Origin of the sequence: Psychrobacter sp. UBA5136, assembly GCF_002414005.1 — a bacterium.
Taxonomy (GTDB): domain Bacteria; phylum Pseudomonadota; class Gammaproteobacteria; order Pseudomonadales; family Moraxellaceae; genus Psychrobacter.
Genome location: NZ_DHYG01000040.1, coordinates 1 through 14102, shown reverse-complemented (window position 1 = coordinate 14102; position 14102 = coordinate 1). Strand labels below are relative to the sequence as shown.

At 44.7% G+C, this 14102-nt stretch carries 9 protein-coding genes and 2 tRNA genes; 3 read left to right on the top strand and 8 right to left on the bottom strand.

The features are described 5' to 3' along the window. Window positions 1-83: 83 nt before the first annotated feature. Window positions 84-1748 carry an alpha/beta hydrolase family protein gene (locus B4240_RS05750; RefSeq protein WP_296237350.1) on the bottom strand — a complete coding sequence of 555 codons (1665 nt, stop codon included), beginning with the start codon at window positions 1746-1748 and terminating at the stop codon, window positions 84-86. A gap of 358 nt (window positions 1749-2106) precedes the next feature. Here B4240_RS05750 and B4240_RS05745 point away from each other — a divergent pair, with 358 nt between their 5' ends. Further along, window positions 2107-2964 (top strand): methyltransferase domain-containing protein, encoded by an 858-nt coding sequence (locus B4240_RS05745; protein ID WP_296237347.1) that lies wholly within the window; start codon window positions 2107-2109, stop codon window positions 2962-2964. 26 nt (window positions 2965-2990) lie between these two features. On the opposite strand, the gene B4240_RS05740 is transcribed toward B4240_RS05745, so the two are convergent. The 7 genes from B4240_RS05740 to B4240_RS05710 all read right to left on the bottom strand — a co-directional run bounded on the left by B4240_RS05740 (window position 2991) and on the right by B4240_RS05710 (window position 13382). Then, on the bottom strand, window positions 2991-4430 hold the full coding sequence (locus B4240_RS05740; protein WP_414707098.1) for an ABC transporter ATP-binding protein: 1440 nt from the start codon (window positions 4428-4430) through the stop codon (window positions 2991-2993). A gap of 69 nt (window positions 4431-4499) precedes the next feature. Then, entirely contained in the window at window positions 4500-6173 is a 1674-nt protein-coding gene (locus B4240_RS05735; RefSeq protein ID WP_296237345.1) for an ABC transporter permease, read from the bottom strand. Between the two features lie 120 nt (window positions 6174-6293). Continuing rightward, window positions 6294-7418: a Fe(3+) ABC transporter substrate-binding protein gene (locus B4240_RS05730; protein ID WP_296237344.1), complete on the bottom strand. Its 1125-nt coding sequence runs from the start codon at window positions 7416-7418 to the stop codon at window positions 6294-6296. Between the two features lie 273 nt (window positions 7419-7691). After that, entirely contained in the window at window positions 7692-8444 is a 753-nt protein-coding gene (locus tag B4240_RS05725; RefSeq protein ID WP_296237342.1) for a 16S rRNA (uracil(1498)-N(3))-methyltransferase, read from the bottom strand. Between the two features lie 8 nt (window positions 8445-8452). Then, window positions 8453-10018: a 3-deoxy-D-manno-octulosonic acid transferase gene (locus tag B4240_RS05720; RefSeq protein ID WP_296237340.1), complete on the bottom strand. Its 1566-nt coding sequence runs from the start codon at window positions 10016-10018 to the stop codon at window positions 8453-8455. Between the two features lie 160 nt (window positions 10019-10178). Further along, entirely contained in the window at window positions 10179-11585 is a 1407-nt protein-coding gene (locus B4240_RS05715) for a sel1 repeat family protein (protein WP_296237337.1), read from the bottom strand. Between the two features lie 162 nt (window positions 11586-11747). Continuing rightward, the gene (locus tag B4240_RS05710) at window positions 11748-13382 is read right to left on the bottom strand and encodes a cardiolipin synthase (RefSeq protein ID WP_414707099.1); all 1635 of its coding nucleotides are present in this window, start codon (window positions 13380-13382) and stop codon (window positions 11748-11750) included. Between the two features lie 280 nt (window positions 13383-13662). On the opposite strand from B4240_RS05710, the gene B4240_RS05705 reads away from it, so the two are divergent. Then, a tRNA-Val gene (locus tag B4240_RS05705) sits at window positions 13663-13738 on the top strand. 50 nt (window positions 13739-13788) lie between these two features. Then, a tRNA-Asp gene (locus tag B4240_RS05700) sits at window positions 13789-13865 on the top strand. Window positions 13866-14102 lie beyond the last annotated feature (237 nt).

The window sequence follows — 14102 nt, the reverse complement described above, 5'->3', positions numbered from 1 at the left end:
TGAATCGTAGTTCATAAAAAAACTGCACCTTTATGGGTACAGTTTTTTATGAATATCACCATTAGTACTTAATTTAGACCGTATTAAGATTGTTTAAACTCTTGATCAAAAAATTGACGTGTGGCATTAGTACAAGCGGTGCTAACAAGACCGGCGTGGTAAGTGCTAGCTACTGCTATTTTTGCAGCTTCTTGTGCTTCTGCTGGTGTACCACCGTCAGCAATCACCTTCTGGGCGGCATTATTACCAACCAACTGCACCGTAGCTGCAAATTGGTTTTGGACGCCTTTTGTTATTGTACTCACGTCCCAGTCATTCATCGAAGCTTTACCTACTAGGGTCAGTATAGACTTGTCTTCACGGTCATCATCGTCTTCATTAGTTGAATCAACATCCAAAACAGTAACGTTTAAATTAGTTCTTGGGTTTTGTTGACTAACATTTTCTAAAATAGCTGCCATTGCCCCAGTATTAAGATCATAAAACACGGTTGGATCTTGATTACCACCACAAATTAGCGTTGGCATGTTAGGGATATAACCCCGTAGATCATTTGCCTTTAACGCTTTGCGTAACTCGTTTTGCGGATTTTCTGCGGGTAGCACTCCTGTACCGGCTATTAAACTATCAGGATTTGCTTGAACATCAGCTAGATAAGCGGCGCGAAAGCTCGTTTGGATCAAATAATTTTCTGCAGCAAAACCAAATTTATCACTTGGCGAAACAGGATCAAGTTGAGGTATGCCTGTCGGTGCCGCTTGAAACAAAGCAGTCTGTGGTAGCTTGCCAGCTATTATTAAATCTTCAAAAGTTGATGTCGTTGGTAGCTTGATATCTGCATATTGATTAGTGAAAATTTCCGTGGGATTCCGATAGATTTTGCCATCTACGTTTTGTAAGCTTCTGGCCAACAAGGGTACAAAAGCAGTAGCACCGACGTTGACATTACCGGAGACTATAGCATCACCAAAAGCAGCCAACGCGTAAGGCCCTGATGATGGTGCAATGGCGGTAACAACTCTATTTTGATCCTGTAATAAACGAGCTGTCGCCATAGCCACGTGCCCGCCTTGTGAATAGCCGGTTATAAATAACTTACCAGAATCTTTGACCTTGACATAGTTAGCATTATTGGCAGTTTGCTGTTGTTTAATAAGCGCACGCGCTGTATCTAGCGCAGTGACCATCTCCTCTGATTGTTGCTTTTTATTTAGATACGGATGGTAGTCTAGAGTAGAAGTATCATAGCCGGCATAGTTTGGCACGACTACTATATAGCCTTGCGCGGCGAAATTTGCAGCCATCAGCGTCGATCTAGCGCCTGCCGGATTATCAAGATTACCTACTTGGGTAAAGTCATAGTTTTTTTCAGTTGCGGTACCATGAGCATGTAATAGTACTGGGCGATCACCTTGACACTCGTCGCTATCACCACTAGGTAGCATCAAAGCAGCCGTTGCATTGGTGGCCTCACCTGCTGACCCTTTAGTTTGGTAGCTAATTTTTTCTACGGTTACACCGCAAATAGCATTTGGTGTTACTGCTTTACCTATTTCTGAGGCTTCTTCCAACTCTTGATCTATTTGAGCAGCAGTAAAAGAGGCGATATGTTGGGGCGTATTATTAAAACCAATCTTATCATTGTCGTCATTACAGCCAGCAAGCAATAAGCTACTGGCTATAGCTAGCGATAATATACCGCGCGTCATGATGGGTTTGTTTATAATAGATGTGTTGGGTAAGACCATGATTGCTATCCTTAGCAGTGATAAAACAGAAAATTGCCTACATTCCTTGGCAATAAATAATTTAAAATTGCAGAAGCTTTATTAGGGAACGTAGCGGAGATTGTTGCTTAATTCTTACTATTTATACCCTAAAACTTAGGAAAAGCCAACAAAAAAAGAGAAGACACATCTCATACCTTGAAGTAAACAGCCTATGCGCTACACGTACCATGGCTTAGCGCTCTGCTTTACTGTAGGATACGCCAAAATATGTCCTTTGATAAAATATAACGCTTGAACATAAATAAAGCCCATGCAAAGTCATGGTATAAAGAACAAAAAATACCGCAGCCAACTATTAGTTACCACAGAGCCCGTTATGAACCACAAAAACAACCAAGAAAATAATCAATCGCTCAGCCAGCCGAACAAACAACCTGACACGCGCACCGATCGCAGCTTTGATGCGATTGCGGATCATTTTGAAAAAAAGGTTTATGGCGGCTTAAAGGGCGACATTCGGCTGGCAGTATTACGCCGTGATATTTTTGACTATACTAAGAAGTTAAGCAAAACGCTTGGGCGACCGTTACGTATTTTGGATGTCGGCGCAGGGCTTGCACAAATTGCCATTGAGCTTGCTACTCAAGGACACACGCTAGTCATCAATGATATCTCCGCCAATATGTTAGAAAAAGCCAAAGCAAGCGCCGCGCAAAATGATAAAGCTCTAGCTATCACGTGGTATGTCTGCCCATATCAAGCGCTTGAAGAAAAGTTAGCGGATAAAACAGAGAAGTTTGATTTGATTATGTGCCACGCCCTGCTCGAATGGTTGGCAGAACCGGCGGCTGTGATGGATTTTTTTGATGAGCACTTGAGCGATAATGGGGCGCTGTCGCTGTGTTTTTATAATCCGGCAAGTTTTGATTATCGCAATCTTATCATGGGTAATTTTAACTTGTTAGATAACGCGGATTATAAAGCGGACAATAAAAAAAGCCTCACGCCAAATCATCCGGTCGCCAAAGAAGAAGTAGAGACTTGGTTAAAGGCGCATGCGTATAAAACGATAGCTGCCAGCGGTTTACGGGTATTTCATGATTATGCGCCGCTAAAGCGCGGCGGTCATAACGACCCTAATGCCGTTATACGCATGGAGCTGCGCTACTCACAACTCGAGCCGTATAAATGGCTTGGGCGCTATTTGCATATAATGGCGACTCGCCAGGCTTAAGGATTCGCCAAGCTTAAGATTGCTGGTTATTTAACGTCTTCCACGCGCTCTGACCTATCATACTCTGACCAGGTGGTAGCATTGATGTCTTTTTCATCAAACACCACCACATGCTCTAGGATAGGTAAAATGCCGATTTGCGAGCCAATTTCATGGTTATGATGACTGGCAACCAACGATAAAACCGTTTGACCATCATCAAGCTGCAGACGATAAAGATAGTTTGCGCCGCGAAATACGCGTCCAACCACCAGCGCCGTCTGCGTGCTTTCATCATCATGAATGATATCGTCAGGACGTACCAATACCTTAATCGGCGTCCCATTGGGATAATCATACTCGCAATACAGCGGCTGCCCTAACTCATCATAGACTTCCATACGCCGATAAATATCTCCAAGCGCGGTCTCGACATGGCCTTCTTTGATAATGCCGTCTATCATCGCCCCTTCGCCGACAAACTCAGCAACAAACGGACTGACCGGCTCATGATAAAGCTCACTTGGCGTCGCCCACTGAACCAATCTACCTTTATCCATCACCCCTACTTTGTCGGCTAAAGCAAAGGCTTCGTTTTGGTCGTGGGTGACCAAAATAGCGGTGGTATTGGTACGTTTAAGAATATCTCGGACGTTCATCGCTAGGGACTCGCGCAGCACCACATCCAGATTAGAAAAGGGCTCATCAAGTAGCACAAGTTTGGGCTTTGGTGCCAATGCACGTGCCAATGCTACCCGCTGCTGCTGGCCACCCGATAGCTCACTGGGGCGTTTATCGGCGTGTTCTGTCAATTCGACAAGCGCTAACATTTCTTTAACGCGCGCTTTTTTATCGGCAGCCGACCATTTGTTCAGGCCAAAAGCGATGTTTTTTGCCACGCTTAAATGCTCAAATAACGCATAATCCTGAAACACCATGCCCATGCCGCGCTTGGCGGGTGCGACCGCAAAGCTAGTACGTGCTGATCGTTCCGTTAGACGCTGGTTATTTAAATAAATCTTGCCGCCACGGCTTTGCTCTAAGCCCGCAATCGCTCTTAACGCCGTGGTTTTTCCGCAGCCGCTATACCCTAAAAAGCAGCCGATTTCGCCTTGCTGTAAATCAAGCGATAAGCCATTGACGATAATCGTATCGTCATAGCCGACGATTAAATCTTTTACGCTAAAATACGCATCGGTGGCACTGTCACCATTGGCAGGAGAAGAATGATTATTTCGCACGGAGCTTTGTTTTTCTGTGCTTGGTTTTACTGCATTTTGATTTAACGGATGAGGCAAGCTTTTATCCGCTTGCAGCTGCGCTACCTGAGCTTTAGTTAATGGCGTTATTGGGGATTTTTTCACAGGCTCCGGTTTTGCCTTACCGCCAACTTTTACAGATTTTGGCGCTGCTGGATTGGTTGAATCGTTCATCAAGTCAGTATACATAGACGGTACCAGTAAGCTATTAGTGAATAAACCCATCATGAATAGGTTTTTAAATACTGTTGTTTTTAATAAGGCTATTTTTTAATAATTTCTTTAATAAGAGACAATTTAACCCTGCTTATCGCTTTGACGCAGCAGTATCCAAACCGGAATAAGGCCAACCAGCACGATGAGTAAACTTGGCAAAGCAGCACGTTCCCACATGCCCTCGCCCGTCATCTCAAACACCCGCACCGCCAGCGTGTCCCAGCCGTGCCGCCGCGTCATAAGCGTAATGGGCATCTCTTTCATGACCTCAACAAAACCCATCAATAATGCGGTCAACACCCCAGGACTAAGCACGGGCAACATCACTTGCCGCCAGCGCTGCCATGGGCTATCACTGAGCAATTTTGCTGCCGCTTCTTGATTCACGGTCAAGCGCTGTAGCTGACGGTCCACAGGCTGAAATCCCACGGTCATAAAGCGCGTTGACAAAGCAAGTAACATCACAATCACACTACCGGACAACACTTGTTTGGAGATAAGACCAAAGCCAATCATCTGATTGTCCAGCCACGCGATGGGTATAAACACCCCAACAGCCAGTACCGTACCCGGCACCACATAGCCTAAAGTGGCAAATGTCACCATCATCTGAGTGGTTTTTTCAGGATATTGGCGTTTGATCCACGCAATAGTTACCGCCAAAAAAGCAATAAACAGCGTGGTCATGCTTGCAATCATAAGGCTATTGGTCACAAAGCCGATATAACGTTCGTCAAAATCTTGGCGAAAGTTTGTGAGCGTCCAGTAAATAAGCTGTAAAAATGGCGCCAAAAACGCGATTAAAAACACCAGCGCACAAAGCCCTGTCATAGCAATTTTGGCCGCCGTACTGGTCTCAAGACGACGATTACCACCTTGAGAGAGGGTCGTGGTACCGCGGCGTGCTTGCCAGTATTGCTCAAACAATACAACGATAAAGACCACACCAATCAATAACGCTGCCAACTGCGCGGCGGTCGTCAAACTAAAAAAACCAAACCACGCCTTATAAATGGCCGTGGTAAAGGTGTCGACATTAAACACCGACACCGCGCCAAAGTCCGCCAATGTCTCCATCGTTGTTAATAAGAGACCACCAATGATCCAAGGAAGTGCTTGCGGTAATGCCAAACGAAAAAAGATACGGCTACGACCCAGACCGAGCATCTGCCCTGCCTCAATCACCCGCCTACCTTGCGATAAAAATGCTTGGCGTGCCAACAAGTAAACGTAAGGATAAAAAGCCAATGACAGGATAAGACCAGCACCCCAGACATTGCGTACCGATGGAATAGCAGATGTCACTCCAAACTCTCTTAAAGCCGTTTGTAGCGGGCCACTAAAATCCACGATACCAGCGGTAACAAAGGCAAGCACATAGGCGGGCATTGCTAATGGCAGCATCAGCGCCCACGAAAAAAACCGCTGCCCTGGAAAGCGGTACATACTCGTCACCCACGCAAGACCAGTGCCGATACTGCCTGCTATGATGATCACCATGGTCAATAACACAGCGGTATTTTTAAGGACTTGCGGCAATACATAATCGGCCATGTGCGCCCAGATTTCTTCAACCGGCTGTGTCCACGAAAACAGCACCACTATAATTGGGATGAACATAAACAACGAAATCAGCCCTAAGACTGATTTTGAGGTGATACGTTTTTGCATGGCATAGTCACGGCTGACAGTACGTCCTTGACGGATAGTACTATCAGAATCTCGATCAGCAGACGCTTTTGGCAGGGTCATCATAAAACTATCGTCATCATAAAACCATTATCGTCATAGAAACATTGTCATTATAAAACCATGTCGTCATAAAACTGTTACCGTATTAGACGCATAAAACCTTACTGTATTAGTATCAAATACTTATTTATAACCGGCTTTGTCCATCAATTGAATGGCTTTAGTTTGTAATGCGCCAAACTTCTGAACGCCGATATCATCTTGTCTAAATTTGCCCCACGATTTGAGCAAATCTGACTCATCAATGCCTTGTTTTACCGGATATTCTTTATTAGCACTGGCATAAAGCCCTTGTGCTTTATCAGAAGATAAAAACTCTATGACTTTAAGAGCATCCTCTGGATTGTCCGAATAAGCGGTTACCCCAGCTCCCGACACATTCACATGCGTCCCTGTGGTATCTTGGTTGGCCCAAAATATTTTAACGGGGAAATTAGGTTCTTTAGCAACGATGCGGCCGTAGTAATAGCTGTTCGACAGCCCCACTTCACATTGACCAGCAGCAATGGCTTTTAGCATGTTGGTGTCATCACTAAAAACATCTGTTGCTAAGTTTGCCACCCAACCACGGATGACTTGTTCGGTTTTCTCTTCGCCCAAGTGTTCTATCATGCTGGCGACCAATGATTGGTTATAAACCGATTTTGAGGTACGCAGACACAGCTTGCCTTTCCATTTTGGATCGGCCAAATCCGCATAAGTAGATAATTGATCGGCGCTAACTTTACTTGGATCATAAAATATCGTACGCGCACGTAAGGATAAACCCGTCCAGTGACCTTCTGGGTCACGATACTTAGCAGGGACGTTCGCATCCAAAATAGAAGACGATACGGGCTGTAGCAAGCCTTGATCTGCCGCTTGCCATAGATTACCGGCATCTACCGTCATGAGTAAATCAGCAGGGGTGTTTTTACCTTCCGCCTTTAAGCGAGCCATTAATGGGCCTGATTTATCGGTAACGAGCTCAACTTTGATGCCCGTCTCTTCGGTAAATTTATCAAGTAACGGTTTTACTGACTGCTCATGATGTGAAGAATAAGCGGTAACCACATGCTCACTGTTAGCAGGCGCAGTATCTGCAGCCTCTGTCTCAGCGCCAGCTGTCGTAGCATCGGCATTTTGTTCAGGCGTTTCTGCCTTGTTACAGCCAACCAAACCCAACATCAAGCTAAATATAGCAACAGATAAGGTCGCTTTGACAGGGCGAACAAAAGACAAAGGTGCTACGGGCGCATTCAATGACATAGATGTCTCCAAGATAATACCGCAGATAATAAGGGATAAAAATAACGCATCATTTGTCAGTCAAAATCACGTATGAATGATAAATGAATCGATGGAAGGGTGACAAAACTAAAAACAACATACTAATAGAAATGAGAGTAGTTATCAATACATTTATCTAGACCTACCATGTCAGTAAAGCGCTATTAACTGCTTAAAAATGATAGGATTACTTTGGTTAGCTGGCCTAAATTAATATGGGTTATCTAATACTGACTGTCTAATACTGCTTGTTTAATATTGGCTGTATAGCAGCCACTGCCCCAAAATAGCATTAACCGCCGCTTCTGTACGCAATATACGCGGCCCTATGTTGACTGCCGTACAACCTTGCTCGGTAAGTAGATCAATCTCATAATCAATCCAGCCGCCTTCTGCGCCGATAAATACCATACTTGGTAAAACCGATTCATGAGGTGATTTGGGGTTTGCGAATTGCTGTCCATATTGCGCAAATGACAGCGCACTATAAGGATGGGCGACAATTGCGCCATCAGTGATGAGGGGTACAAGCTCATCTTCGACAAAAGGTTTAAAACGTTGTTGCAGGCTGATGCGTGGCGCTATCGTATCAACACCTTGTTGCAGCCCCTCTAATACAAACTCGTCAAGGCGACCCAACATCGGACTTTGCCAATAGCTTTTTTGCGTCCGGTAGCTGTTGATAAGAATGATATCGTTGACGCCAAGTGCGGTCATATCTATGATCAGGCGGCGTAATACCTTTGGTCGCGGCAATGCCAAAACTACCGTGAGATTAAGCTTTGGTGGCGGATTTATGGTTAAATGGACATCACGCAGCTGAAGACTATCAGGCGCGATGTTTTCAATAATCGCCGTACCAAGCTTGCCGCCAAGCTGCCCAATTTTTAACGTATCGCCCACCTTAGCGGTCAATACTGTTTTCACATGGGCAATTTGTGCCAAATCTTTGATTTGTGCGCAGTCTTGTTGAAAGTTAGCTGCTGGCAATAGTATACAGTTCATAGCGTTATCTATAACAGCTCTTGCTTCACGTCTTGGTTAAAGGATGATTTTGCGTATTGCTGAATCACATCCTCAATCATCGATAGCTGCCGACCCAGTACCGCTTGCTGCTGCTCGGTCACCTCACTTCCCGCTTGCCCTGCTCGTTTTGCCAAGGTTAAATGGCTGAGCCAATATTTTAGCTGCTGATAAAGTAGACTATCGTCATCAGTAGATGACTGTTTACCTTTTTCTTGCGGCACAAACGCTTGCCCATCAGCATTAATACGTCGATAAAAATTATTGTTTGGTTGATATAGCGCACCAACGCTCGCCAATTTATCGACCACGCTTTGACAAGATTGGGTATAAGCACCCATCAATACCGGTGTTGCCACGCTTGCTGGCTCAACGGGATTATGGCCGCCGATATCGACCAGTGAGCCGCCCACCAATGCCACATCCGCAAGCGCATACCACTTCATCAACTCACCCATACTATCGGCCAAGTAAACTTGAGTATTTGAACTGATTGCACCGTCATCACTACGCCGCGTCATTGTTAAGCCCGACTTTTCAATCAGTTCTGCCACTTCATCAAAGCGCTCTGGATGCCTTGGCACGATAATTAGCAAAGTATTGGCTAATGCAGGGTTGGATAAGATTTGCTGCTGCCATGATAGCGCCGCCGCCTCTTCGCCGCTATGCGTGCTTGCTGCTACCCAAATCGGACGATCTGCCACACCTAAATCTGCGCCATCGTTTGCTATTTCAGCTTTTTTAACATCATCATTGTCATTATTCAGCTTTGGCGTATTAATTACCCATTTTAGCGAGCCTGCGACGCGGATTTGCGCGCTATGAGCGCCCAGTTGCCGAAAGCGTTTTGCCGACTCATTATCTTGGGCAATAATCAAACTTAAGTTTTTCATCATACTGGCACTGACCGCGCCAATTTTTTGATAACTTTTAAAAGAAGACGCTGATAGTCGGCCATTAACCAAAATACTTGGGATATGATGCTCGGACAATTTAGTTAAGATATTCGCCCAAAGCTCGGTTTCCACAAACAGAGCGGCAACGGGCTGCACATGTGCTAAAAACGTTTCAATTACCGCAGGGCTGTCGACAGGAACATAGCTATGGCTCAAACGACCTTGGGCGATGTCGTCGGCAAAGCGGCTGGCACCGCGCGCATATCCTGTCTGCGTGGTGTTGGTCAGCCATATCTGATAGCCTTTTGCTAATAGCGCGTCAAGCAAAGGCGCGACGGTATTGGTCTCGCCTAACGATACTGCATGGCACCAGATGACTTTTTTGCCATTGCTCTCTTTATAATTGCCATCTTCATTGGCATTAGACTTAACTTTGGCACTATGCACAGGCGGCGCAGGATAACGCTTACCAAAACGCTGCTCAACTTCTTGCTGATAATTGTCACGCTTATGCGAGCGGCGCCATACTTGCAAACGATATAGCGGTTTTAACAAACCAATCGTTACCTGATAATAAATGGGTGGTTTATAAACGGCTCGGCTTTGTAGTGGCGGAGTCGACTTATCAAGAGAATGTAAGGAATTATCAGAAGATGGCATGAAGAAGCCCAGATTAGTAATGGATCGGACGATAAGAGATGGCGATAAAAAACGCGCCAATTTTACCTGAATTTAATGCTAAACAATAGTTTTAAGCACTCGCTATTAGAAACAAAAATTTAAAAACGAGAATTTAAAAGTTAGAATTTAAAATAAGGCGTTAGACAATAATAAATATTAATATAGCGACCACAATAATCACTGCAAATAATAACTGATAACGTTTGATACTGTGCTGCTCTTGCTTTTGGGTGCTGATTAACGCCTGCGCTTGCTGCCACTGACTGACCAAACTGGCCGCTTCTGCATGACCATTTTGCGCCGCTTGTTCCAGCCAATATTTGCCATTAGTCATATCTTGCGGCACGCCAAATCCTTGATAGTACATCTTACTTAATAGGCGCTGGGCACGGCTGTCGTTTTTGCTGGCCGCTTGCTGAACCCATTCAACGCCTGATGCCGTGCCCGCCGTACTGTCGGTAGCCAGGCCCTCATCAAGTAGCTCGTACATGGCCAAGCGTAGCATAGCCGTACTGTTGCCAGCATTGGCAGCTTCTTGTAATTTCGCTAGTGCTTGCTGCTTTGCTGCCAAATGCTTTTGTGAAAATTTAATCTGCGCGCGCGGTTTGTCTTGCTTAGCAATATGCTGCTCAAATTGGTCTAAAACTTTACAAGCTTGCTCATATTCTGTCCTGCCAGCGGTTTGTGGTACCTCTATTTCTTTAAGCTCTGTAAGCAGTTGGCTAAAAAGCTCTGGGGTTGGCGCTTCTTTTATGAGGGGTTTTACTGCTGGTTTTATTACTGGCTTTGGCTCTATTTGCTTTAAATTTACTGGTGTAGTTTCTGCTGCTGTCGATTGTACAGTGGAGCTTTCTAATGAAGCAGCTGATGAATTAGACCTTGCTAATAGAGTGTCTGTCTTACTAAACTCAGGTGCTGTTTGCAGCTCTTTATTAGCAGATTCTACAGCGGCAGAGACAGATAATTCATGATTATTAACAGCGTTTGGCAACCTTGCACTGACTGCTTGATATAAACCGCTTGCGACTTGGCCACCTTGCACCGACTCAAAAAGTCGATCAATGTGACCAAACAGGCGCAGGCCTATTGGCTCTAAGGCAAAAAATAGCGACGGCATATTATGCTTAGCATCTACCTTACTGTCGTCACGATAGATAACCGCCATATGCTGATAAAAATCATCGGTTAAAATCGGTAATGCAGAATAACGCTTACGTAGCTCAAATTCTCCAAACCAATGCGGCGTGTGTCGCCATTGCTGCGCCAATACGCGTCCGGCATAAAACGCTAAAAATACCATAAAATTACGGTGGCGCTCATCTGCCAGTAATGCCGCCTCATCCCACGTGCCAGCCTTAATCATATCTCGGCGTATCTGCGACAGCAAGGTATCTATACGCTGTAAACTTGCCAGCGACTCATCAAGTTTGCAGCGCTGCAATTCGGTTTCATAAGCCATGCCGCCAGCGACGGGGCGCTCAGCTAGGAAATCTTGCCAATAGCCTGCTGCGATATAATCAAGGGGCGTTATGGGCGATGCAGACATAAGACAAGTCTATCCTTTAACAAAGTAGCAATTTAAAAATAAGCGTTTTAATAAATAAGTATTTTAAAAACTAAGCATTTTAAGAACCAATAATAGAGCTAATGAATCAAGTATGATAATAATAAAAAATAAGTAGTTTACCTTAACCCAAAATCAAAAGCGCTACAATAAAGGGCTAAATAAGCGCACCACATTATCCAGTAGGCGCTCGGCGCCGTGGCGCTGTTGCCATTCCTCTAAACTTAAAAAACGGCAGCTTTGCAAGTAGATTTCTTGGCAATCAGCAACCTGAGCGACCATCTCTGGCGTATAAATCGCCAAGCTGACCTCCATATTTAAATAAAAACTGCGCATGTCAATATTCACCGTACCAAACAGACAATAGTCGTCATCAATAACCACCGTTTTAGCATGTAGCAGTCCGCCTTTAAACAGCGCAATGGTCACGCCTGCTTCAAGCAGCTCTTGATAATATGCTTGCGAGGCGTGCTGCACCAAAAATGAATCCACCTTTTCCGGGACGATAATCGTCACCTCGACGCCGCGTTTGGCCGCCGTAGTCAGCGCCCCTGATAAGGCTTCATCGGGGACAAAATACGGCGTGGTTATACGAATGCTTTTATTGGCGCGGTGAATCACCGTCACCAAGGTATTATAAATCACATGCGCCGTGACTTGCGGCGCTGACGGTATCAATTGCGCTAATACATTTTCTACCACTGGCATGCGCGGTATGACAATTGAGGTCGACCCAATCTCGGGAATCTCATGCGAGTCAAAAAACTCATCCAACACTTTAACGCGGCTATTTATATCATTAATGGTCGGGTTCATGACATAAAGCTTACGGGTATAATTATTCACTCGGTGATTGAGCGCGTCGAGATTGTCTTTATTCTCCGCTCCGATATCAGTTGCCACCACCTTCGCCATCGCCGTGGCAATACTCATCGGCTCTTGACTGACACTACGTATCGCCACGTCAATCCATTGACCGACGTTTTTATTTTGCTTAAAAAACTTCGGATCAACCAAATTAAAACTGCCGATATAGCCTATATGTTCGTCAATAACGACAATTTTACGATGATTGCGCAAATCTGAGCGCTTAAACAGCGTTTTAAACAACCCAACCGGTAGCGATTGATGCACAAAAACCCCAGCTTCTTCTAGCATACGATGCTGTTTGCTGTTAAAAAAGCTAAAACTGCCCACACTATCCGCTAAAATATGGCACTCTACGCCGCGCCGCACCGCTGCCATCAGCGCATCCATGACCTCGATTATTTGCCCTTTTGGATAAACAATATAAAACTCCATCAGAATAATGCGCTGGGCAGCATTGATATCTTCTATTAACCGCCCGAAAATAGCATTTGGCGTGGTCAATAGCTGCATTTGATGGTCGGGAAATACCCCAAACCCTGTCCAGCGCGTACCGATTTTACTGACGCCGCGGTAATTATCAGGTAGCAGCTCTTGCCCTTCATCAAACACCAACTGTTCACGCTTTGCCATATCATTCATCAGGAGCCGCGCCTGATTCATGCGCGCTCGATAGCGCCGCCCGATCATCGGCTCGCCCAGTAAGATATAGGCGATAAAGCCAACCAAAGGCAGCGTATAGAGCACAGCAACCCAAGCAATCGACACGCCAATATTGCGCTGTACCGTAACGATACGTAGTGTCATCACTATCATTAAAATGATATGCAACAACAGACCCAATCCAGCAAAGTCGCCTAACGACCATGTGGTAAAATAGTCATCAATAGAAAAGTCACCTATTTTAAAAATATCTATGCTCGCCTCCCTCTTTGGATAACACTCAAACCATTTGTCTTTTTGCCAGCTGTTTTATTGATTAGATACAAAAAGCATTATCAGTATAGTGGCTTTTAGCAGGCGCGCAATGAATAACTGTGTAGTGGTTGTATAGTCTATGCTGTATGGTCTATGTCGTTACTTCTGTGCGCCTTTATTGAGCGTTAATAAAGGCTATTAATCACAATTTAAAAAAACTTGAAATAATATTTGACAGCCATGTGTAAATCTATATAATACACACCCACAGCAAGGGTGATTAGCTCAGTTGGTAGAGCGTCTGCCTTACACGCAGAATGTCGGCGGTTCGAATCCGTCATCACCCACCACTTATTAGCAAGTGGGTCTTTTAAAAGACGAAATGCTAAAAACGACCTAAGCAGCGGTAGTTCAGTTGGTTAGAATACCGGCCTGTCACGCCGGGGGTCGCGGGTTCGAGTCCCGTCCGCTGCGCCATATTTAAAACTTAGCTTAGTTATTATTAAGTACAAAGTTTCAACCTCAAGTATTTATTTACTTGAGGTTTTTTTGTGCCTGTCTATTTTTATAAACTATTAACCGCTGATTAAATTTTCGCCATGATTAGCCTATTTAAATGACTATAGAATGAATTATTGAATTAAAGTCATGCCCTCGCATTTTAGTAATACGCAAACCTCCATTTATTAAAATTTATGGTGGTGTGTCAGAAAG

What these genes read in the sequence shown, in the direction of transcription:
- B4240_RS05720 (WP_296237340.1), bottom strand. Translation starts at nt 10,018, where the DNA reads ATGCCATCTTCTGATAATTCCTTACATTCTCTTGATAAGTCGACTCCG.
- B4240_RS05735 (WP_296237345.1), bottom strand. Translation starts at nt 6,173, where the DNA reads ATGATGACCCTGCCAAAAGCGTCTGCTGATCGAGATTCTGATAGTACT.
- B4240_RS05745 (WP_296237347.1), top strand. Translation starts at nt 2,107, where the DNA reads ATGAACCACAAAAACAACCAAGAAAATAATCAATCGCTCAGCCAGCCG.
- B4240_RS05725 (WP_296237342.1), bottom strand. Translation starts at nt 8,444, where the DNA reads ATGAACTGTATACTATTGCCAGCAGCTAACTTTCAACAAGACTGCGCA.
- B4240_RS05750 (WP_296237350.1), bottom strand. Translation starts at nt 1,748, where the DNA reads ATGGTCTTACCCAACACATCTATTATAAACAAACCCATCATGACGCGC.
- B4240_RS05740 (WP_414707098.1), bottom strand. Translation starts at nt 4,430, where the DNA reads ATGATGGGTTTATTCACTAATAGCTTACTGGTACCGTCTATGTATACT.
- B4240_RS05730 (WP_296237344.1), bottom strand. Translation starts at nt 7,418, where the DNA reads ATGTCATTGAATGCGCCCGTAGCACCTTTGTCTTTTGTTCGCCCTGTC.
- B4240_RS05715 (WP_296237337.1), bottom strand. Translation starts at nt 11,585, where the DNA reads ATGTCTGCATCGCCCATAACGCCCCTTGATTATATCGCAGCAGGCTAT.